The sequence below is a fragment of the Nonomuraea sp. ATR24 genome, assembly GCF_041950485.1.
Lineage (GTDB): Bacteria > Actinomycetota > Actinomycetes > Streptosporangiales > Streptosporangiaceae > Nonomuraea > Nonomuraea ceibae.
This window is the reverse complement of sequence record NZ_JBGNUU010000007.1, coordinates 266,335-287,581: the sequence shown is the minus strand read 5'-3', so window position 1 is coordinate 287,581 and position 21,247 is coordinate 266,335. Positions and strand designations below refer to the sequence as shown.

General features: G+C 72.1%; 20 protein-coding genes. 7 read left to right on the top strand and 13 right to left on the bottom strand.

Going from position 1 to position 21,247, the window contains the following annotated elements; genetic code table 11:
• Positions 1-74 precede the first annotated feature (74 nt).
• Positions 75-656: a GrpB family protein gene (locus tag ACBI99_RS20615; RefSeq protein ID WP_375073103.1), complete on the top strand. Its 582-nt coding sequence runs from the start codon at positions 75-77 to the stop codon at positions 654-656.
• A 4-nt stretch (positions 657-660) separates the two neighbouring features.
• Here the strand turns inward: ACBI99_RS20615 and ACBI99_RS20610 are convergent, their stop codons facing one another.
• From ACBI99_RS20610 to ACBI99_RS20600, 3 genes are read right to left on the bottom strand one after another with little or no spacing between them, the layout of a single operon-like run.
• Positions 661-2,382, bottom strand: a complete 1,722-nt coding sequence (locus ACBI99_RS20610; RefSeq protein ID WP_375073102.1) for an ABC transporter ATP-binding protein — start codon at positions 2,380-2,382, stop codon at positions 661-663.
• Positions 2,379-4,184, bottom strand: coding sequence for an ABC transporter ATP-binding protein (locus ACBI99_RS20605; RefSeq protein ID WP_375073101.1), 1,806 nt, complete (start codon positions 4,182-4,184; stop codon positions 2,379-2,381). Before ACBI99_RS20605 ends, ACBI99_RS20610 begins: the two co-directional genes overlap by 4 nt.
• Positions 4,185-4,215: 31 nt before the next feature.
• A complete protein-coding gene (locus ACBI99_RS20600; RefSeq protein WP_357592866.1) occupies positions 4,216-5,112 on the bottom strand; it encodes an alpha/beta hydrolase in 897 nt (298 codons plus the stop codon).
• Positions 5,113-5,207: 95 nt separating this feature from the next.
• On the opposite strand from ACBI99_RS20600, the gene ACBI99_RS20595 reads away from it, so the two are divergent.
• Entirely contained in the window at positions 5,208-6,251 is a 1,044-nt protein-coding gene (locus tag ACBI99_RS20595) for a helix-turn-helix domain-containing protein (protein WP_357592864.1), read from the top strand.
• 4 nt (positions 6,252-6,255) lie between these two features.
• Here the strand turns inward: ACBI99_RS20595 and ACBI99_RS20590 are convergent, their stop codons facing one another.
• From ACBI99_RS20590 to ACBI99_RS20565, 6 genes are all read right to left on the bottom strand, one after another.
• Positions 6,256-6,735, bottom strand: a complete 480-nt coding sequence (locus ACBI99_RS20590; protein WP_357592862.1) for a carboxymuconolactone decarboxylase family protein — start codon at positions 6,733-6,735, stop codon at positions 6,256-6,258.
• A gap of 90 nt (positions 6,736-6,825) precedes the next feature.
• Positions 6,826-8,589 carry an alpha/beta fold hydrolase gene (locus tag ACBI99_RS20585; protein WP_375073100.1) on the bottom strand — a complete coding sequence of 588 codons (1,764 nt, stop codon included), beginning with the start codon at positions 8,587-8,589 and terminating at the stop codon, positions 6,826-6,828.
• A 131-nt stretch (positions 8,590-8,720) separates the two neighbouring features.
• Positions 8,721-9,512 carry an integrase gene (locus ACBI99_RS20580; protein ID WP_375073099.1) on the bottom strand — a complete coding sequence of 264 codons (792 nt, stop codon included), beginning with the start codon at positions 9,510-9,512 and terminating at the stop codon, positions 8,721-8,723.
• 10 nt (positions 9,513-9,522) lie between these two features.
• Positions 9,523-9,975, bottom strand: a complete 453-nt coding sequence (locus tag ACBI99_RS20575; RefSeq protein WP_375073098.1) for a cupin — start codon at positions 9,973-9,975, stop codon at positions 9,523-9,525.
• 114 nt (positions 9,976-10,089) lie between these two features.
• Positions 10,090-10,959, bottom strand: coding sequence for an LLM class flavin-dependent oxidoreductase (locus ACBI99_RS20570; RefSeq protein ID WP_375073097.1), 870 nt, complete (start codon positions 10,957-10,959; stop codon positions 10,090-10,092).
• 17 nt (positions 10,960-10,976) lie between these two features.
• A complete protein-coding gene (locus ACBI99_RS20565) occupies positions 10,977-11,867 on the bottom strand; it encodes an alpha/beta hydrolase family protein (protein ID WP_375073096.1) in 891 nt (296 codons plus the stop codon).
• Positions 11,868-12,024: 157 nt separating this feature from the next.
• Between ACBI99_RS20565 and ACBI99_RS20560 the strand changes: the two genes are divergently transcribed.
• Together ACBI99_RS20560 and ACBI99_RS20555 are read left to right on the top strand one after the other, a co-directional pair.
• Positions 12,025-12,627 (top strand): TetR/AcrR family transcriptional regulator, encoded by a 603-nt coding sequence (locus tag ACBI99_RS20560; protein WP_308126183.1) that lies wholly within the window; start codon positions 12,025-12,027, stop codon positions 12,625-12,627.
• Entirely contained in the window at positions 12,624-13,481 is an 858-nt protein-coding gene (locus tag ACBI99_RS20555; protein WP_375073095.1) for a pentapeptide repeat-containing protein, read from the top strand. Before ACBI99_RS20560 ends, ACBI99_RS20555 begins: the two co-directional genes overlap by 4 nt.
• Here the strand turns inward: ACBI99_RS20555 and ACBI99_RS20550 are convergent.
• A complete protein-coding gene (locus ACBI99_RS20550) occupies positions 13,408-13,800 on the bottom strand; it encodes a hypothetical protein (protein WP_375073094.1) in 393 nt (130 codons plus the stop codon). The genes ACBI99_RS20555 and ACBI99_RS20550 overlap by 74 nt on opposite strands.
• 57 nt (positions 13,801-13,857) lie before the next feature.
• Between ACBI99_RS20550 and ACBI99_RS20545 the strand changes: the two genes are divergently transcribed.
• Complete coding sequence (locus tag ACBI99_RS20545; protein WP_364183884.1) at positions 13,858-14,472, top strand: dihydrofolate reductase family protein; 615 nt, start codon at positions 13,858-13,860, stop codon at positions 14,470-14,472.
• A gap of 4 nt (positions 14,473-14,476) precedes the next feature.
• Here ACBI99_RS20545 and ACBI99_RS20540 read toward each other — a convergent pair whose 3' ends face one another.
• Complete coding sequence (locus ACBI99_RS20540; protein ID WP_375073093.1) at positions 14,477-14,821, bottom strand: VOC family protein; 345 nt, start codon at positions 14,819-14,821, stop codon at positions 14,477-14,479.
• Between the two features lie 63 nt (positions 14,822-14,884).
• Complete coding sequence (rpoB, locus tag ACBI99_RS20535; RefSeq protein ID WP_375073092.1) at positions 14,885-18,334, bottom strand: DNA-directed RNA polymerase subunit beta; 3,450 nt, start codon at positions 18,332-18,334, stop codon at positions 14,885-14,887.
• 307 nt (positions 18,335-18,641) lie between these two features.
• Here rpoB and ACBI99_RS20530 point away from each other — a divergent pair, with 307 nt between their 5' ends.
• Both ACBI99_RS20530 and ACBI99_RS20525 read left to right on the top strand, forming a co-directional pair.
• Positions 18,642-19,502, top strand: a complete 861-nt coding sequence (locus tag ACBI99_RS20530; protein WP_219507713.1) for a lytic polysaccharide monooxygenase — start codon at positions 18,642-18,644, stop codon at positions 19,500-19,502.
• Positions 19,503-19,505: 3 nt separating this feature from the next.
• Complete coding sequence (locus ACBI99_RS20525) at positions 19,506-20,063, top strand: DUF305 domain-containing protein (RefSeq protein WP_357588026.1); 558 nt, start codon at positions 19,506-19,508, stop codon at positions 20,061-20,063.
• A gap of 25 nt (positions 20,064-20,088) precedes the next feature.
• Here ACBI99_RS20525 and ACBI99_RS20520 read toward each other — a convergent pair whose 3' ends face one another.
• The gene (locus tag ACBI99_RS20520) at positions 20,089-21,096 is read right to left on the bottom strand and encodes a TerC family protein (RefSeq protein ID WP_375073091.1); all 1,008 of its coding nucleotides are present in this window, start codon (positions 21,094-21,096) and stop codon (positions 20,089-20,091) included.
• Positions 21,097-21,247 lie beyond the last annotated feature (151 nt).

Below are 21,247 nucleotides of genomic sequence, written 5' to 3'. Positions count from 1 at the left end.
AACTCCAAACTTGGAGTGCACTCCATTTTTGTCCGGGATCGGATCCGGGCCGAGGAGCGGAAGAATGGACCCCCGTGAACGATCTTCCGCCCGAGGGGGCGCAGTCCGACGAGGACATCGCCCGCGCCCACGTCACGACCCCGGCCCTGCACAACGCGACGATCCAGCTGGACGACCCCGACCCCGCCTGGCCGGCCCGCTACGCGCGGACCGCCGCGGCGATCCGCGCCGCACTCGGCGACACCGTCCTGCTGCTGGAGCACGTCGGCTCCACCTCGGTGCCCGGCCTGCCCGCCAAGCCCATCCTCGACCTGCTGCTGATCGTGGCCGACCCGGCGGACGAGGCCGCGTACGTCCCGCCGCTGGAGTCGATCGGCTACGTTCTGACGATCCGCGAACCCGACTGGTTCGAGCACCGCGTGCTGAAGCTGCACGAGAGTGAGATGCCGGTCAACCTGCACGTGCTGCCCGACGACTGCCCCGAGACGCGCCGCATGCTCGGCTTCCGCGACTGGCTGCGCGAGCACGACGACGACCGCGACCTGTACGCCCGCACCAAGCGCGACCTCGCCCGGCGCACCTGGAAGTACGTGCAGAACTACGCCGACGCCAAGAGCGAGGTCGTGGAGGCGATCATCGCCCGCGCGGGCCTGTGACCGGCTAGCCCCGCGCGGGGCCGGGCAGGGCGGCGGCGATCTCCCAGAAGGCCGCGTACCGGCCGCCCCGGCCCAGCAGCTCGTCGTGGCCGCCCTCCTCCACGACGCGGCCGCCGTCCAGGAAGGCGACCCGGTCGGCGCGCTGGACGGTCCGCATCCGGTGCGCCACCATCACCACCGTCCGGCCCGCCATCAGGCGCTCGATCCCCTCGTGCACGGCCGCCTCGTTCACCGGGTCCAGCGCCGAGGTCACCTCGTCCAGCAGCACCACGGGCGCGTCCTTGAGCAGCGCCCGCGCGATCGACACCCGCTGGCGCTCGCCGCCCGACAGCAGCGCGCCGCCCTCGCCGACGTGCGCCGCCCAGCCGCCGGGCAGCCGCTCGATCACCTCGTCCAGCCGCGCCGCCGTCGCCGCCGCCCGCACCTCGGCCTCGCTCGCACCGGGACGGCCGAGCCGGACGTTCTCCTCGATCGTGCCGTCGAAGAGGTAGACGTCCTGGAAGACGATGGCGATCCGCGCCATCAGCGCCTCGGTGCTGACCTCGCGCACGTCCACGCCGCCCAGGCGCACCGCGCCCGCGTCCACGTCGTGGAACCGGGCGAGAAGCTGCAGCAGCGTGCTCTTGCCCGCCCCCGACGGGCCCACGACCGCGAGCCGCTGCCCCTGCGGCACCTTCAGCGACAGGCCGTCGATCACCGTACGGCCGCCGTGCCGGAAGGTGACGGCGTCGAACTCCAGGTCGTGGCGTTCGGGCAGCACCGGCTCGGCGGGCTCCGGCAGCGGCTCCGTACGCAGCACCGCGTCGAGCCTGACCAGCTCGGCCCGCGCGCCGCGCAGCTTGCCGCCGATGTCCGACAGCGACAGCAGCGGGTCGGCGCAGCGCGCGGCCAGCACCAGGATCGTCAGGACCTCGGCCGCGCCGACACCCCCGCCCAGCGCCAGGTACGCGCCGAGGACCAGCACCGCCGTGAAGATCGCCTGCACGGTCAGCGTCAGCCCGACCGCGCCGGGCAGCGTCGCCAGCACGGTGCGCCGCGAGGCCCCCTGCACCTCGCGCAGCGCGGCGTCGAGCGCCTCGAAACGCTCGCCGGTCCGGCCGCCGGTCCGCAGCACCGGCTGGGCCTGGAGGTACTCGATGACGCGGCCGGCGGCCTCCTTGTCACGCTCGTGCCGGTCGGCGTCGGCGGCGGCGGTCGAACGCGCCGTCCACGCCTGGATGGCCGCCACGACCGGGGCCGCGGCCAGCGCCGCCAGCCCGAGCTGCCAGTTGAACGCCAGGATCACCACCACGATCGTCACCGGCGTCACCAGGGCCGAGACGAACGGCGCCAGCAGGTGCGCCGACACCCCCATCGCCTGCAGCAGGCCCCGGCTGGCCAGGACCGACACCTCGCCGACGCGGCCCGCGCCGTACCAGCCGATCGGCAGCCTGGCCAGGTGCTCGCCCAGCCGGTGGTACATGCCGCGCAGCATCGTCGTCCCGACGCGCATGCCGGCCAGGTCGCTGGTGTAACGCAGTCCGGCGTAGGCCGCGACCGCGGCGCCGAACGCGGCCAGCCACAGCCAGGCGTCCGAGGGCGAGCCGCCGAGCAGGGCCGCCAGCACCGGCACCAGCAGCGCGTAGGACAGCCCCTCGACCACCGCGGTGATCGTCATCAGGGCGACCGTGCGGCGCATCGCCCGCGCGTACTCGGGTCCCAGCACGCGCAGCAGCATGCGGATCATGCGGGCTCGTCTCCTTGTCCGATGAGGCCGGGTCCGACGAGGTCGGGTCCGGCGGGGTGGGGGCCGGTGCGGTTGGCCTGCCAGAACGCGGCGAACCTGCCGCCGCTCGCCAGCAGCTCGGCCGGGCTGCCCCGCTCGACGATCACGCCGTCCTCCAGCATCACGACGGTGTCGGCGTCGGCGACGGTCTCCAGCCGGTGGGCGATGACCAGCACCGTGCGCTTGCCCGCCGTCCCGGCCAGCGCCCGGCGCACCGCCTGCTCGGTCTGCGGGTCGGCGAAGGCCGTCGCCTCGTCGAGCACCAGCACGGGCGCGTCGGCCAGCAGCGCGCGGGCGATCGAGATCCGCTGCGCCTCGCCGCCCGACAGCTCGGCCTCCTCGCCGAGCACCGTGTCGTAGCCGCGCGGCAGCTCCAGGACGCGCTCGTGGATGCCGGCCAGCCGGGCGGCGCGGACCACGTCCTCGTGCGCGGCCTCCGGCACCGCCAGCGCGATGTTGTCCGCGACCGAGGCGCGCAGCAGGCGGACGTCCTGGAAGACGAACGAGACCCGCCGGTAGAGCTCCCGGCTGCCGATGTCGCGCAGATCGGCCCCGCCGAGCAGCACGGCGCCGTGCGCCGGGTCGAAGAAGCGCGGCAGCAGCCGCACCAGCGTGGACTTCCCGCTGCCCGACGGCCCGACGACCGCGGTGACCGTGCCGGGCTCCAGCACCAGGTCGACGCCGCGCAGCACCTCCCGCCCGTCCTCGTACCCGAACCGCACGTCCCGCAGCTCCACCCGGTGCCCCTGCGGCACGACCGGGCGGGCGGGCTCCGGCAGCGGCGGCACGCCGAGCACGTCCCTGATCCTGGCGACCGCCCGCCCGGCGGCCTGGAGGTCGTCGAAGCCGTGGCCGAGCGCCGCGACCGGCGCGGTCAGCCCCAGCCCGAGCAGCAGGAACGGCAGCAGATCCGCCGGCGCCATGCTCCCGGACGCGATCAGCGCCGCGCCGCCGGTCAGCACGACCAGCAGCACGAACGGCGGCGACAGCGCCACCTGCATCCCGGCGGCGACCGCGGACATGCCGCGCACCCACCGGTTGAAGGTGGCGACGAAGTCGTCGGCGGCCGTCAGGAACCTGCGGTGCGCGCGCTCGGCCCCGCCGAACGCCTTGACCACCGCGATCCCCTGCACGAACTCCACGACGGAGTTCGCGATCCGGCCCATCGCCGCGTCGTACTCCTCCTGCTCGCGGGTGCGCGCGGGCAGCATCAGCAGCGGCACCAGCGCTATCGCCAGCACCACCGGGATCAGCGTGATCAGCGTCAGCCGCCAGTCGACGGTGAACAGGTAGACCAGCGACACCAGCGGCACCACGAACGCGGAGACCAGCTCGCCCGGGGCGTGCGCGATGAACGGGTGCACGGCGGCCACGTCCTCGCCCACGACCTTCGCCAGCTCGCCGGTGCGGCGGCGGGAGAACCAGCCGATCGGCACCCGGCCCAGCCGCTCGGCCAGCCTGCGGCGCAGCGTGAGCTGCACCCGGCCGTCCAGGACGTGCCCGAGCCCGGACGAGGCGGCCGTGAACAGCAGCCGCACGAACAGGCCGGCCGCCCCCGCGAACACCACGAACCACACGTGACCGCTGTCGACCGGGCCCGGCGACAGCAGGACCCGGCCCAGCTCGGCGACCGCCAGCAGCGGCGCCAGCCCCGCGACGGCGCCGACGACCTGCAACAGGACGACGGCGGCGAAGCTCCCCGCGTGCGGGCGCAGCAGCGGCTCCGGCCGCTCGCTCTCCCGGGCGAGACCGGTGATCGTCATCTTTCTCCCGTCCTCGTACGCTTCCAGCGGGTCAGCCGGCCAGCGCGCGGCGCAGCGCGGCGCCCAGCTCGGCGATCTGCCGCTGCGACACCTCGGCCGACACGATCGCCTGGGACCCGTGGAAGGTGCCCGACCACTGGTGCAGCTCGACCGAGACGCCCGCCTGGAGCAGGCGCGAGGCGTACTCGATGTTCTCGTCGCGGTTCGGGCACAGCTCGGCGCTGGCGATGTAGGCGGGCGGCAGGCCGGACAGGTCGTCCGCCCGGGCCGGGGCCGCGTACGGGGTGGCGGGGGCGGAGCCCAGGTAGTGCCGCCACGCGATGGCGACCTTGTCGCGGTTCATCCAGGGCGTGTCGGTGAAGTTGCGCTGCGACCACGTCTGCTGCCGGTCGTCGAGCCCCGGCTGGTTGAGAAGCTGGAACCGGATCGGCGGCCCCTGCTCGTCACGCGAGCGCAGCGCCACCCCGGCCGCGAGCCCGCCGCCGGCGCTGTGCCCGCCGACCGCGATCCGGTCCGGGTCGACGCCCAGCTCGGCCGCGTGCTCGGCCGTCCACTTCAGCACCGCGTACACGTCGTCCAGCGCCGCCGGGAACGGATTCTCCGGCGCCAGCCGGTAGCCCACCGAGATCACCACCGCGCCGGAGGCGTCCGCGAGCCGGGCCGCCCACGGATGCTCGGTGTCCACGCTGCCCATGACCCAGCCGCCGCCGTGCATCCAGAGGACGGCGCCCTCGGCATGGCGGGGACGGTAGATCCGCACCGGCACGTCAGGATCGGCGGGCACCGCGAGGTCCTCGATCTCCATCTCCGAGGTGTCCGGCGGCGGCACCGACGCGGCCAGCGCGGCGAGCTTCCCGCGCTCTGCGACCGGGTCGGTCAGGTCAGCGTCGGGAATCAACGGGATGAACGCTTCAAGTTCCGGATCCATGCCGTCATCCTCACAGCCGGTGACCCCTGCCCTCATCCGCCATCTGTCGGGCATCTCCTCCGAATCGCCCGCCGATCGGCGCATACGCTTGGGGCATGGAGGCACTGGCCGTACGACTGTCGCAGCTCGACGCGGAAGCCGGAGGGGCGATCCGGGTCGTCATGTTCTACGACACGCTGATGCGCCGCCGGGTGGATCTCCCCGCGCTCGCCCGCGCCTCGGCCGGCCTGGCCGAGTGCGTGGTCGGCATCCGGCTGCACGACACGGGCCGGGTGATCCGCTTCGGCCCCGACGGCAGGCCGGCGTCCGGCCCGCCCGCCCCCGCGTCCATCACCTCGCCGCTCGTCCTCGACGAGGAGGAGATCGGCGCGGTGTGGCTGGAGCGTCCCGGCCCGCCCGGCCTGCCGGGCTCGCTCGACGACCTGCTGCTCGACCGGCTCGGCATCGCGGTCATGGCCGTCGTCGAGAGGTACGGCCCGGCCCGCACCACGATGGCCGACCCGGCGCTCGTCGAGCTGGCGATCAGCCCCGACAGCGACGAGGCCGCCAGGGCCAGGGCGCTGCGCCTGCTGGGGTTCGCCGCCGGGCAGCCCGTGCACGTGCTCGCCGTGCGCTCGCACCTCCCGCTGGACAAGGTCGGCGGCGCGATCTGCCCGGCCCGCCCGGTCAAGGCCGCGCCGCTGGCCGACGTGGGCGTCATCCTGGCCACCACCGTCAACCCGGCCCGGGTCCCCGAGGGCGTGCGCGCGGGCATCGGCGGCACCGAGAGCCTCGACCGGTCCTGGCAGCAGGCCCGCACCGCCCTGCGCTTCACCACGCCGCGCCGGCCCGTCGTCCACCACGACGACCTGGGCGCGCTGGCGCTGCTGGCCGAGATCTCCCGGGACGCCGCCCGCGGCAACGCCGACGTGAGCGCGATCATCCGCGTGGCCGAGACCCCGGAGGACCTGGAGACGCTGGACGCCTACTGCGCCACCGGCTCCCTGCGCCGCGCCGCCGACCTGCTGCACCTGCACCACAGCAGCGTCGCCCGCCGCATCGAGCAGCTCGGCCGGACCCTGGGCATCGACCTCACCGAGCCGACCGGGCTGACCAGGGCCAGCCTCGCCCTCACCGCCTGGCGGCTGCTCGACGCCTGACGGGCTAGGCGTGACCGAACTGGCCCGGCTGGTAGTCGCCGGCGGGCTGTTGGACGATCACGTTCATCCGGTTGAAGGCGTTCATCAGGGCGATCAGCGACACCAGGGCCGCGAGCTGGTCCTCGTCGTAGTGCTTGGCGGCGTTCGCCCAGACGTCGTCGCCGACCCCGCCGGCCGCGTCGGCGATGCGGGTGCCCTGCTCGGCCAGCTCCAGCGCGGCGCGCTCGGCGTCGGTGAACACCGTCGCCTCCCGCCAGGCCGCCACGAGGTGGAGCCGCACCGGGCTCTCCCCCGCGGCCGTCGCCTCCTTGGTGTGCATGTCGACGCAGAACGCGCAGCCGTTGATCTGGCTGACGCGGATCTTGACCAGCTCCTGCGTCGTGGCGGGCAGCGACGACTCGAGCGCGGCCTTGCCCGCCGCGACGATGTACTTGGCGAACTTCGCCCCGACCGGGTTGCCGAGGTAGTCGAATCTGGCTTCCATGTGCGTCTCCTTGCCGTTCCAGGCTGTCTCTCACCTGACGGGACGGCGGCGCGGGATGTGAGGTCCGGCCGGGCGTGACCGGTGCGGGCCCTACTCGAAGGGGGCGCCGTCGAAGGTGCCGGATACGGATTGCCGTGTGGAGAACGCCGTCCAGGACAGCGTCACCTCGTGCGTGCGTCCGCCGGTCTCGGCCGTGAGGGTGGCGTTCGCGTGGCCGTCCGGGGTGAGGGCGACCCGGCCGCTGACCTTCAGGTCGCGTACGAACCGCACGCCGTCGAGGGTGATGTCCTGGCCGAAGGTGACCTGGCCGCCGCGCAGGCCCGGCTCGCTCGGCCGCCCGAAGTAGTAGAAGGCGTGCGGATTGCGGCGGGCGGTGGCGTCGGCGGCGGTGGCGAAGGCGGCCGCGAGGATCCGCCGCCGGCTCGGGCTGAGTTCGCCTGCCGGGTGCGGTGCCACGTCCCTGAGCTCCCGCGGGAAGGCGCCGACGGCGCGGTAGTTCTCACCGGCGCACTTCTGGTCGACCACCCGCTTGGTGGTCAGGAAGGTACGCAGCATTCCGCGTATGCACTCACCCATCGGCGACGGGAGGAAGGACTGCGCGTGAATCCCGAACGGGATACGGATCACGGTCGCGTTCGGGAAGACCCGGAGCGAACGCGCCACCTCGGCGGGGCGTTCGACGTCGAAGTCCCCTGCCACGACCAGGATGGGCAGGCTGGGCAGCGCCTTTCCTCGCGGGAGCGGCGGGCTGTGGCGCGGAGTCGGCCAGTTGACGCACCACTCCTGGGCGGCGATCGCATCGGTGGCGAAGACGTCGGTGGGCCTGAAGGGCGCCATCGGGCGCTCCCGCTCGTAGTGCCGCTCGGCCTGCGCTTGACGCTCGGCTGCCGACGCCAGCCGGTCGAAGGGGAACGAGCCGTCGCCGCAGCGGAAGGCCACATGCCCCGCAAGCCACGGCGGGTCGAACGGCGGGATGGCATTGGGGGTCAGCCGGGCCAGGCGGCGCAGGGGGGCCGGGTCGCCGTTGAGGTAGGCGTGTGCGGCTGCGACGTTCTCCCGGCCGAGCACCGCTTCGGCCGGCTCGCGCAGGGTGAGTGCCTGGTGCAGCGTCACCTCCGGGTCGGGCCGCTTGCGCAGGCGGTCCACCAGCCTCGTCCATGTGCCGGAGGCTTCGCCCGGCAGCGCGTCGCATGCCTTCGACCGCCCGCAGACGAGATCGAGGTAGTCGAGCCGGGCGTCGAACCTCCGGTCCACGTAGCCGTCGCCGCCGATGACCATGGAGCTGTCCAGGAAGACGGCGTCCAGGCTGTCCGGGTACCTGGCCGCGTACGCCTGGGCGTACAGGGTGCCGTAGGAATTGCCGAAGTAGCTCATCTTTCCCAGGCCGAGCGCTCGCCGTACCGCGTCGAGGTCGTGTGAGGCCTGGTCGGCGGTGAAGTAGGCGCCCCGCGGGCCCACGCTCCTGGCGCAGGCGGCGATCGTCGCCGGCTTGAAGGGGTCGGCTCCCGGGCACAGCAGCGGCGAGGACTTTCCCATCCCGCGCGGATCCATGACCAGCAGGTTCTTCCGGTCCAGGACGGGCCCGAGGACTTGCTGGATCGTGGGTATTTCCGGCAGAGCCGGCTGTGGCCCCCCGCGGTTGGCCGCCACCGTGCCGTCGGCGTTCTTGGCCGGGATGAAGGTGAAGGCCACGGAGATGCGTTCGGAGGAGGGGCTCTCCCAATTGAGGGGGACCTCGATGCTGCCGTCGCAGCGGGTGGTCGCGGTCGCGCACTCATGCAGGCCGGTCGGAGGGGGAGGGGCAGCGGGCAGCAGGGCCGCGGCGAGGGCCAGCCCCAAGGTCTTGGCGATCATGCTTCCCAGCCTCCCTGCCCTTCCGCCGGGTTTCCTCAGCACCAAGAAGGGTCGGGCTGTGGGAGCCTGCTCCTAGCCGTCTGCCACTGTGGGCCGACGCTTCCCCCAGGGCCTTCGTGTACGGGTGGCGGTCAGGGGGCGTCCAGGGCGGTGCAGTAGGCGATGGTCGCGTCGTCGGCCGCCACGGCGTGGCGCGCCTCGGCCTGCCGTACGCGGCCGATGATCGCGCCGGGGCCGTCCGCCGCGAGGGCGGCCATGACCTCCGGCCAGCCGGCGAGGGCGAAGCGGTCCACGATGCGGCTCGCGCCGTTGCTGAGCAGCGCCGCGCCGGTCAGCCCGGCGACCGGGCAGGAGCCGGTGACCGCCTCGGCCGCCGCCCGGGGGTCGTCCTTGGCCACCCAGAAGCCGCCCGGCCGGTTGCGGTGGGCGCGCAGGTCGCCCAGGATGCGCCGGTGTTCGTCGCTCCCCTCGGGGACGTCACGCAGCGCGGCCTCGTACCGGCTGCTGATGACCACCTCGCGCGGGTCGGTGACGACGAGCGGCGCGCTGCCGGCGCGGTCGAGCACGACGGTCGCGTCACCGAGCACCAGGTGCTCGGCCCGGCCGCCGGTCAGGCGCAGGACGGCCACGGCCGCCGACGGGCTGATCGGGGAGGTGACGTCGCAGGTGTCGCGGTGCTCGCCGGTCACCTGCTCGATGGCCTCGCCGAGCAGGTCCGCCAGGCCGCGCCCCGGCGCGTGCCAGAGCAGGGTGAGCAGGCCGCCGCCCAGCCGGGCGGCGTACCAGGCGACGCCGTGGCGGCAGAGCGGTCCGGCGCCGGGGATGCCCGCGCCGTCGACCAGCACCGCCGCGGCCGGGACGGCGCCGGTGAAGTCCTCGTTCGCGCGGCCCGCGTGGGGGTCGGTCGCCATCGTCACCCGCATGCCGCGCTCGTCACCCCTTCGCGACCGGTCCGGTCTGGTTCTCCCACAGACTGCCATGCGGGAGCGTGACGGTCAGGACGTCGCTGGGGATGTCGGGCTCGACGCGGTGCCGCCGCCCGCGCGGGACGATGGCGGCCGTGCCGGCCACCAGCCTGACCACCTCCTCGCACTCCCCCGGCCGTTCCGGGCGCACGTACAGGCGGATCTTCCCGATGAGGCAGGAGACGACGGTCTCGGCCTCGGGGTGGACGGTCCAGCGGCCGAGTCGGTCGTCGCCGGACCTGGCGTAGGTGGCGGTGAGGCGCCACCAGTCCCGGCCGGGGTCCGCGTCCGGATCGCCGGTGTGGATCTCACCGCCCTGTCCGAGGTGGACGGCGGAGGCGTAGAGGTCGATCGGGGTGATCGTCGGGCCGGAGCGTGCTTGCCGCCCGTCCGGGCGGGGCGGCGGCGAGTCGGGATCCATGCGGCCCATCCTCACCGCCGTCGCCCGCCGGGACATCCGCCATCCGTCGGGCATCTCGCCGGGAACGCGCGCCGTTCGGCGACGCGGTCGCCGCCCTTGTCGGCTACTCGCCGGTTAGACGCGGCCGGTCGTCGCGGTGACGAGCTCGTCGGCGACCCACCGCGCGACGCCGTCCGGGTACGGGGCGGGCAGCCCCAGCACGACGTGCCCGAACCCGGCGGCGACCGCCTCGCCGATCGCCTCCCGGGTCTCCCCGGGCCGGTCGTAGGAGACCGGCAGGTGGATCGAGCGGGTGATCGAGGCCGGGTCGCGGCCCAGCTCGGCGCAGTAGCGGTCCAGCAGCGCGCCGCGCCGGACGGCGTCGCCGAGGTCGCCGCCCGGGACGTTCCACACGTCGGCGTGCTCGGCGGCCACGCGCAGCAGCGCGGACGAGCGCCCGCCGAGCACGATCGGCGGGCCGGGCCGCTGGACCGGCTTGGGGTTGCAGAAGGCTCCCGTGAGCCGGACGTGGCGGCCGTCGAAGTCGAACGGCTCCGGTTCGGTCCACAGCCGCCGGATGACGGCGCACGCCTCGGCGAGGCTCTCCATCGAGTGGGCGAAGTCGTGGAACGGCAGGCCGTGCGCCTCGTACTCGCGCCGGGCCAGCGGGTGGGAGGGACGCGAGCCCGCGCCGAGGCCGAAGTCGAGCCGCCCGCCCGAGACGACGTCGACCGTCGCGGCGATCTTGGCCAGCATCGCGGGCGGCCGGAAGCGGTTGCTGGTCACCAGCACGCCCACGCGCAGCCGCCGGGTCTGCGCGGCGAGCGCCGCGAGCAGCGTCCAGCCCTCGAAGGCGGGCCCGGTCAGGGGGCCGCCGATCGGCAGCAGGTGGTCGAACAGCCACGCGTGCTCGATCTCCGGGACGGCGTCGGCCTCCCGCCAGACCCGCAGGACGTCGTCGTAGCCGACCTGCATGGGCGCGGTCATGATCCCGAAACTGGTCATGGCGGCGGGGGCTCCCGTCACTTGGAGGTGATCCGGCCGAGCGGGCCCGCGCTCGCCGCCTGCCAGGCGGGGTCGCCCGGGTGCAGCGCGCCGCGCAGGTAGGCCGTGGTGAGCCGCTGGATCAGGGCGACCCGTTCCGGGTTCTCGTCGGTCGTCTCGGTGACGGCGTATCCGGAGATCCCGCCCAGCGAGTGCTCCGCCCCGTGCAGGGTGAGCAGGCTCTTGGGCGCCGGGCTCAGCGCGTAGGCGTCGGTGAACCACTCCGGTCCCCGTACGGTCAGCGCCGACTGGTCCTTGTCGCCCGCGACCACCAGGGCAGGCGTGGTCATCCCGGTGAAGTCCGGGTTCATGAACGGGAAGTGCTCGGCGGCGAACGGCGTCAGGTCGGCGCCGCCGGTGCCCGGCAGGGCGAGCAGCACCCCGGCCTTGACCCTGGGGTCGGTCAGGTCCTCGCCCGGGACGCCGCCGGCGTCGAGGACCCGGGCGCCCAGCAGCATGCTGGCGCTCTGGGCGCCCCAGGAGTGGCCGGCGACGGCGACGCGGCCGTGGTCGAGGCGGCCCGCGAGGCCGGGGACGGCGGCTTCGAGGACGTCGAGCCGGTCGAGGACGAGCTGCAGGTCCCCGACGCGCAGGCGCCAGATCTCCGGCTGGCGCGGGTCGTCCGGCGTCAGGCCGAGCCTCCGCGAGTCGAGGTGGGTGGGCTGGACGACGACGAAGCCGTGCGCCGCCCAGTGGTCGGCGAGCGGGGCGTATCCGTCCAGCGACTCGCCGAAGCCGTGCGAGAACACGATCACGGGCAGATCGCCGCCGGTCACCGGGGCCGACACCCGTACGTGCAGGTCGTCGCCCCGATGCGGGGCGGGCAGCGGCACGGGGCGCAGCGAGAGGACGGGAACGGGTCGGGACATGGGTCTCTCCTGGGGAGGCTGAAGGTCGCCGGCACGGGTGTGGCCTGGCGAAAGAGCGCCTGATCTGGCATCATGAGCCAAGCGGATCGGCGTTCCGCTTATGAATATACGGATCAGCGTTCCGTTTAGCAAGACGGGTGATGGAGGCAGCAGCGCAGTGGCCGGCACAGGCAACGGATCGAAGTCGACAGCCCCCCGCAAACGGGCCGACGCCCGGCGCAACGAGCAGACGCTCCTGGAGGCGGCCGCCGAGGCGTTCATCGCCTCCGGCGTCGACGTGCCCGTACGCGACATCGCGGCCCGGGCCGGGGTGGGCGTCGGCACGATCTACCGCCACTTCCCCACGCGGGCCGAGCTCATCGTCGCCGTCTACCGCCACCAGGTCGAAGCCTGCGCCGAGGCGGGCCCCGCCCTGCTCGCCGGCAGCGACTCCCCGCACACCGCGCTGACCCGCTGGATCGACCTGTTCGTCGACTTCCTGGTCACCAAGCACGGCCTCGCCGAGGCGCTGCAGTCCGACGACACCACGTTCGCCGCCCTGCACGCCTACTTCCTCGACCGGCTCGTCCCGGTCTGCGCCGACCTGCTCGCGGCCGCCGCCCGAGCCGGCGAGATCCGCACCGACATCGGAGCCCTGGAGCTGATGCGCGGCGTCGGCAACCTGTGCATCGGCGCCGGCAAGGACCCCCGCTACGACGCCCGCCGCCTGGTCGCCCTCCTCCTCGCCGGCCTCCGCCTCCCCCCGGGCCGGCCATCATGAACGACCAGGTCATCCGCGGCGAGCTCCGCGACCAGCGCTTCCCCGGCGACTCCCGCGGCGTGATCTTCGACCGGGCCCGGCTGTCGAACGTGGACTTCTCCGGCCTCCGCTTCACCGGTTTCCTGGCATACGGCACCGAGTTCGAGGGGTGCGACTTCTCCGGCGTCGCCTTCGAGCGGCCCCTGCTGGGCAGCACCGGCACCGGTCTCGACGGCCGGCCCTGGGACGGCCTCTCCTGGCCGCAGACCGTCTACCGGAACTGCACGTTCGGCCGCACCCGCTTCCCGGCGCAGACGTACTTCGGCAACGTCCGATTCGAGGGATGCCGGTTCGACCGGTCCCGCTTACGGGACCAGACGGCCACCTTCGAGGCCGAGTTCGTCGACTGCGTCTTCACCGGCCGGGTGCACAACGTGAACTTCTGGGGCCGCCCGGATGGCGATCACGACGCGCTGGGCCGGGAGCGCAACGCGTTCACGGGCAACGACTTCACCGCCGCCGAGCTCGAGCACGTCGCCTTCCTCCACATCGACCTGCGGGCTCAGCGCTTTCCCGGACCGCCCGGCTACGCGCTCCTCGACCGGATCGCCGACCGGGTGCAAGCGGTGCTGCCCCTGGTCGACGGCTGGCCGGACGAGCGGCACCGCGAGGAGGCCCGCTTCGCGCTGAACCACCTCGCCGACCGCGCGGGCGTGGACAACGACGACCAGGCCCTGGTGAGCCCGGCGCGCATGGGCCGCAAACTGCCGCCCGCCCTGCGCGAGGAACTGTTCGCGGCGCTCAGACGCACGACCACCGATACAGCTGATGGCCGAGCCGCCTCGCCTCCCGGGCCAGGTCCCGCAGCGCGGTGATGCGGCCGGTCTCCCACTCCTCCAGCAGCTCGTCCTCGGCGTACGCGCGCAGCCGCGCGTCGTCCACGTCGGCGAGCGCGGCGACGGTCTCCGGCGCGATCCGCTCCACACCCGACACCTCACCGTCGTCCACCACGGTCTCGCTGTCGCCGAACTCGCTGAGGTCACGCCCGCTGATCTCGGCGACCAGCACCTCGAGCTCGTCGACCCAGCCCTTGCAGTCGACGTACGGCAGCTTCGCGCCCGCCGGCCCGCCGGTCAGGGCCTGGCGGGCCACCTGCTCGGAGCCCGTGGTGAAGTAGTCGACCAGAACGCCCATGGCCGATCACCTTACGGGCCGCCCCTGACAGCGGAGGGCGGCTTAGTCTGTTGAGGCATGACGCGCATCATCGCCGACATCTCGGTCTCCATCGACGGCTTCGTCACCGGACCGCGCCCCGGCCCCGACAACGGGCTGGGTGACGGCGGCGAGGCCCTGCACACCTGGGCGTTCTCCGACGACCCCGACGACCGCCGGATCCTGCGCGAGACGACCGCCCGCTCGGGCGCCGTCGTGCTCGGCCGCCGGCTGTTCGACGTGGTGGACGGGCCGCACGGCTGGGACGACACCTCCGGCTACGGCGCCGGCGAGGTCGGCAAGCCGGCGTTCGTGGTGGTGACGAGCTCGCCGCCGGAGCGGGTGCGGCTCGACGAGCTCGACTGGACGTTCGTCACCACCGGCCTGGCCGACGCCGTCGACGCCGCCCGCGAGCGCGCCGAGGCGGCGTCGGCGGCCGGCGGCGCGGACCTCGACGTCTTCCTCATGGGCGGCGGCGCCACGGTCGGCTCGGCGCTCGCCGCCGGGCTGGTCGACGTGCTGACGCTGCACCTCGCGCCCGTGATGCTGGGCTCGGGGACGCCGCTGTTCGCCGGCGGGCCGCCGCGCCCGCTGGTGAGGCGGAGCGTCACCGTGACCTCGACGGCGACGCACCTGACCTACGACGTCGGCTGACGGGTCACGGGGCGGGCGCCTGGGCGAGCGACAGGCTGTTGCCGTCCGGGTCGATGATCTCCACGTGTCGCACGCCGTTGCCGTAGGTCTCCACGGGCTCGTGCCCGATGCCGTGCGCGGCCAGCCGGGCCAGGATGTCGTCGAGGTCGGTCACCCCGAACGTGATCATCGTGCCGCCCACCCGTGAGGCCCGGACCGGCCGGTCGTCGAGGACGACCCACGCGTTCTCGCCGACCTGCCACAGCAGCTCGTCACCGATGATCTCGTCCGCGGGCCGCCCGAAGAACGCCTCGAACCACTTCCGCGATCTCTCCAGGTCGCTGACGCACACCACGCTGTGCAGGTCCACGGGAACCAGCTCCTTCCGTCCGTTCGCGGGGTGAGACCCGCCCCGCGCCGGAAACTCATCGCCTCAGACCTCCTCCACGCTGCTCGGCTCACGCCGGGACAGGTCGATGCCGAGCTCCTCCGCGGCGCGGAAGACGTCCTCGTCGGCGTCGCGCATCTCGATGGACATGCCGTCGCTGGAGAGCACCTCGACGTTCAGGCACAGCGACTGCATCTCCTTCATCAGCACCTTGAAGGACTCGGGGATGCCGGGCTCGGGGATGTTCTCGCCCTTGACGACGGCCTCGTAGACCTTCACGCGGCCGGCGACGTCGTCGGACTTGATCGTCAGGAGCTCCTGCAGGGCGTAGGCGGCGCCGTACGCCTCCAGCGCCCACACCTCCATCTCACCGAAACGCTGGCCGCCGAACTGGGCCTTACCGCCGAGCGGCTGCTGGGTGATCATGGAGTACGGGCCGGTCGAACGCGCGTGGATCTTGTCGTCGACCAGGTGGTTCAGTTTGAGGATGTAGATGTAGCCCACGGCGATGGGATAGGGGAACGGCTCGCCGCTGCGGCCGTCGAACAGCCGCGCCTTGCCGCTGCGCTCCACCATCCGGTCGCCGTCGCGGTTGGCGATCGTGCTCCCGAGCAGGCCGATGATCTCCCGCTCGCCGGCCCCGTCGAACACCGGTGTCGCCATCTTGGTCCGCGGTTCGACCCGTTCGAGACCCTTGTCGCGCAGCCGCTCGGCCCAGGCGTCCTCGATGCCGGAGATGTCCCAGCCCTGGGCCGCGATCCAGCCGAGATGGGTCTCCAGGACCTGGCCGATGTTCATCCGTCCGGGCACGCCCAGCGGGTTGAGGATGATGTCGACCGGGGTGCCGTCCTCCAGGAACGGCATGTCCTCGACCGGCAGGATCTTGGAGATGACGCCCTTGTTGCCGTGGCGGCCGGCCAGCTTGTCGCCGTCGGTGATCTTGCGCTTCTGCGCGACGTGCACCCGTACCAGGTCGTTGACGCCGGGCGGCAGCTCGTCACCGGCGTCGCGCGAGAACGTCCGCACGTCGATGACCGTGCCGCGCTCGCCGTGCGGCACCTTCAGCGAGGTGTCGCGGACCTCACGGGCCTTCTCGCCGAAGATCGCGCGCAGCAGCCGCTCCTCCGGGGTCAGCTCGGTCTCACCCTTGGGCGTGACCTTGCCGACGAGGATGTCGCCGGGGACGACCTCGGCGCCGATGCGGATGATCCCGCGCTCGTCGAGGTCGGCCAGGACCTCTTCGGAGACGTTCGGGATGTCGCGGGTGATCTCCTCCGGGCCCAGCTTGGTGTCACGCGCGTCGACCTCGTACTCCTCGATGTGCACCGAGGACAGCACGTCGTCCTGCACCAGCCGCTGCGAGATGATGATCGCGTCCTCGTAGTTGTGCCCCTCCCAGGGCATGAACGCGACCAGCAGGTTCTTGCCGAGGGCCATCTCGCCGCCGTCGGTGGACGGGCCGTCGGCGATGACCTGACGCGCCTCCACCCGGTCGCCCTCGGCCACGATCGGCTTCTGGTTGAACGAGGTGCCCTGGTTGGAGCGCTTGAACTTGGCCACTCGATACGTCGTCCGGGTGCCGTCGTCGTTCATGACCGTGACGTAGTCGGCGGAGACCTCCTCGACCACGCCGGCCTTCTCGGCGCTGATGACGTCACCGGCGTCGGTCGCGGCACGGTATTCCATGCCGGTGCCGACCAGCGGCGCCTCGCTCCTGATCAGCGGCACCGACTGCCGCTGCATGTTCGCCCCCATCAGGGCCCGGTTGGCGTCGTCGTGCTCCAGGAACGGGATCATCGCCGTCGCCACCGACACCATCTGGCGCGGCGACACGTCGATGTAGTCGACCTCGGCCACCCGGACCAGCTCCGTCTCGCCGCCCTTGGTGCGCACCAGGACGCGCGACTCGGCGAACGACCCGTCGGGGTTGAGCACCGTGTTGGCCTGCGCCTTGACGAAGCGGTCCTCCTCGTCGGCCGTCAGGTAGTCGATCCGGTCGGTGACCTTCCCGTCGACGACCTTCCGGTACGGAGTCTCGACGAAGCCGAAGGCGTTGACCCGGGCGTAGCTCGCGAGATAGCCGATGAGGCCGATGTTCGGCCCCTCGGGCGTCTCGATCGGGCACATCCGGCCGTAGTGGGACGGGTGCACGTCACGCACCTCGAACCCGGCGCGCTCCCGTGACATGCCGCCGGGCCCGAGTGCGGACAGCCGCCGCTTGTTGGTCAGTCCCGCGAGCGGGTTGGTCTGGTCGAGGAACTGCGAGAGCTGCGAGGTGCCGAAGAACTCGCGCAGCGCCGCGACGACCGGGCGGATGTTGATCAGCGTCTGCGGCGTGATCGCCTCGACGTCCTGCGTTGTCATGCGCTCGCGCACGACGCGCTCCATCCGGGCCAGGCCCAGGCGGACCTGGTTCTGGATCAGCTCGCCGACGCTGCGGACGCGGCGGTTGCCGAAGTGGTCGATGTCATCGGTCTCCACCTCTCCCGGCGCGCTTTCGCCGGCGTGCAGCCTTACGAGGTATTCGATGATCGCGACCAGGTCGTCCTCGGTCAGCGTGCCCTGTGTGATCTCCGCACCGACCCCGAGCTTCTTGTTGATCTTGTAGCGGCCGACCTTGGCCAGATCGTAACGCTTGGGGTTGAAGTACAGGTTCTCCAGCAGGGTCTGCGCCGACTCCTTGGTCGGCGGCTCACCCGGCCGCAGCTTGCGGTAGATGTCGAGCAGCGCGTCGTCCTGACCGGCCGTGTGGTCCTTCTCCAGCGTGGCCCGCATCGACTCGTACTGCCCGAACCGCTCGAGAATCTGGTCGTTGGTCCATCCCAGCGCCTTGAGAAGCACGGTGACGGCCTGCTTGCGCTTACGGTCGATGCGCACACCGACGCTGTCACGCTTGTCGATCTCGAACTCGAGCCAGGCACCCCGCGACGGGATGACCTTGCAGCCGTACAGGTCCTTGTCGGACGTCTTGTCGACACTGCGGTCGAAGTAGACGCCCGGCGAACGCACCAGCTGCGAGACCACCACACGCTCGGTGCCGTTGATGATGAAGGTGCCCTTCGGCGTCATGAGCGGGAAGTCGCCCATGAACACCGTCTGGCTCTTGATCTCACCGGTGGTGTTGTTGATGAACTCCGCCGTGACGAACATCGGGGCGGAGAAGGTCATGTCCTTGTCTTTGCACTCATCGACTGAGTACTTGGGCGGCTCGAACCGATGGTCGCGGAACGACAAGGACATGGTCCCCGAGAAGTCCTCGATGGGACTGATCTCTTCGAAGATCTCTTCGAGGCCCGACTGGGTCGGGACGTCCTTGCGACCGGCCTGGCGAGCCGCCTCGACCCGGCCCTTCCACTTCTCGTTGCCCAGCAGCCAGTCGAACGACTCGGTCTGCAGGGCGAGAAGGTCAGGAACTTCGAGGGGCTCCTGGATGCGCGAAAAAGAGACGCGACGGGGACCGGCGGGTACGGCGGAGGCGTTGCGCGAGGCTGCCAAGGGATGTCCTTCCGGAAGGCACGGACGGAATCGGACTGCGCGCATGCCGAACGCCCCGGCAGGAGCCAGGGCGTGGAAGGGCAGCGCGAGGGAGCAGCATAACGCAAACAGGAAACGGATGTCCACACGTACTATAAGCGTCAACCTCGGTGCCGCCTTCAGAATGACACAGCGGGGTGAACTCGTCAACTTTCACGCCGATCCGAAGCTCGGCGCCTTGACCTGGACAGGTTGCCTGCCCGTCAAATATCGTTAACTCTTAGGAAGGTTTCCTTTTTATTCCTGTCTCATCCCCCCAGGAGCACAGGTGCGCAAGAGCACAGTCGCCGCCATGACCGCCGCCACAGGAATGCTGGTCCTGCTGCCGGCCTCCGCGGCCCACGCCCACGGAACCATGTCCAACCCGCCAAGCCGCGTCTACGTCTGCAAGAACGAAGGCCCCGAGGCGCCGAAGTCCGACGCCTGCAAGGCCGCCGTGGCCGCCAGCGGGCCCCAGGCGTTCTACGACTGGAACGAGGTCTCGCTGCTCGAAGCGGGCGGGCGGCACCGCCAGCTCATCCCCGACGGCAAGCTCTGCAGCGCGGGCCGCGAGAAGTATCGCGGGCTCGACCTGCAGCGCGCCGACTGGCCCGCGACCCAGGTGCGGCCGGGCAACTTCACGCTGACCTACCACGCGTCCGCGCCGCACGGCAACAGCAACTTCGAGTTCTACATCACGCGCGACGGCTGGAACCCGACCATGCCGCTCAAGTGGTCGGACCTCGTCCACATCAAGACGTTCAACGGCCAGAACCCGACCACGTTCACGAACTGGACCATCAACCTGCCCCAGCGCAGCGGCAGGCACATCCTCTACTCGATCTGGCAGCGCGTGGTCGGCAGCAACGAGGCCTTCTACACCTGCTCGGACGTCGACTTCGGCGGCGGCAGCACGCCCACCCCCACCCCGACGCCCACGCCGACCCCCACGCCCACCCCGACCCCGACGCCGACTCCCACCCCCACGCCGACGTCGACGCAGCCCGGCGGCACGTGGAGCGCGGGCACGGCCTACCGGACGGGTGACAGAGTCACCTACGGCGGCGCGACCTACGAGTGCCTGCAGCCGCACACCGCCCTCACCGGCTGGGAGCCGCCGAACGTGGCCGCCCTCTGGAAGCGGATCTAGGAATTGGCCGGAACAGCGGCACGCTGGACCGCCACAGTCCTGAGTCTGCTGCTGGTCGTCGCCTGCGGACCCACCCGGTCCGCAGGCGATCCGGTCAACGCCGAGGACGTGATGTTCGTCCAGATGATGGTCCAGCATCATCGCCAGGGCATCGAGATCGCCGAAGTGGGCGCCGCCAGGGCGAAGACGCCGGAGCTGAAGACGCTGGCGTCGGCCATCGCGCTCACCCAGCAGGACGAGGTCGAGATGATGCTGCGCTGGCTGCACGCCTGGTCGCAGCCCCTGACCGCCGCCTCGGACTCGCACGACCACCACGGCGGCATGCCGGAGACCGACCGGAAGCAGATCGCCGACCTGAAGAAGTCCAAGAGCTTCGAACGTGACTTCCTCAACTTGCTGATCGCCCACCAGGACGACGCCGTCCAGATGGCCGGCGCCGAAACGGCAGGCGGCGCCAACCCGGAGGTGAAGCAGTGGGCGACCCGCGTCGAGGCGTCCCGCAAGGAGCAGATCCAGCAGATGCTGGCCCTGCTCAAGCGCGAACCCGCCAAGCGGACCTAGCCGGCGAACGGAGCTGACCGGCGGGTCACCTCTCCACGGGCGGGGCGGTGACGCGCCGGTTGGCGTACAGGCTGGTGAGCGTGACGGTCGTCAGGACCGCGACGATCACCCCCAGCGAGGCGAGCGTGGGGATCTCCGGCACCGCCGGCCAGATGCCGTGCGCCCAGTGCAGCACGAGCTTGAGGCCGATGAAGCCGAGGATGACGCCGAGCCCGTGGTTCAGGTGCCGCAGCTTCTCCAGTACGCCCTGCAGCACGAAGTACAGCGCGCGCAGCCCCAGCAGGGCGAAGGCGTTGGTGACGAAGACGAGGAACGGGTCCTCGGTCACGCCGTACACCGCGGGCACCGAGTCGACGGCGAAGACGATGTCCGTGGCGAAGACGGCCACGATGGCGAGCGCGAGCGGGGTCAGGGCGCGCCGGCCCCCCTCGCGGACCGTCAGGCGGGAGCCCCGGTAGTCGCCGGTGACCGGCATGAACCGCCGCAGCAGGCGCACCGAGCGCATCGAGTCGATGTCGACCTGCTGCTCCCGGCCGCTCAGCGCCTCCTTGAGGATCTTCCAGGCGGTGACGACCAGGATGCCGCCGAACAGCAGGAACGCCCACGTGCCGCTCTGCAGCACCGCGGCGCCCAGCGCGATGAACACCGCGCGCAACACCAGCGCCCCGATGATCCCGTACAGCAGCACCCGCTGGGCCAGCTCGCGCGGCACCGCGAACGCGGACAGCAGCAGCATGAACACGAACAGGTTGTCCACCGACAGCGACTTCTCCACCACGTAGCCGGTGTAGAACTCCACCGCCACGCCGCCGCCGAACGCGCTCCACACGTAGACGCCGAACAGCAGCGGGAGCGCCAGGTAGAACCCCGACCAGCCGACCGCCTCGCGCATCCGCACCTCGTGCGGGCGCCGCGTCAGGACGAAGTCGACGCCCAGCAGCAGGACCAGGCCGGCGATCGTGACCGCCCACAGGCCGGGTGAGCCGATCGTCTCCAGCTGGGCAGCCGTCATCGAACCGGGTGGAGCGAGCATGGAACCTCCTCGAACGAGAGCCGTTCGAGGTCTCCTTCACCCGCGGCGTGCGGGCGGCCGCCCGGGGACGAGGTCACGTCCGTACTGACCGGGCCGGCGCTTGGGAAGTACTCCCCTCGCCCCCCAAGGGTAGGCGAACCCGCCGGTACGA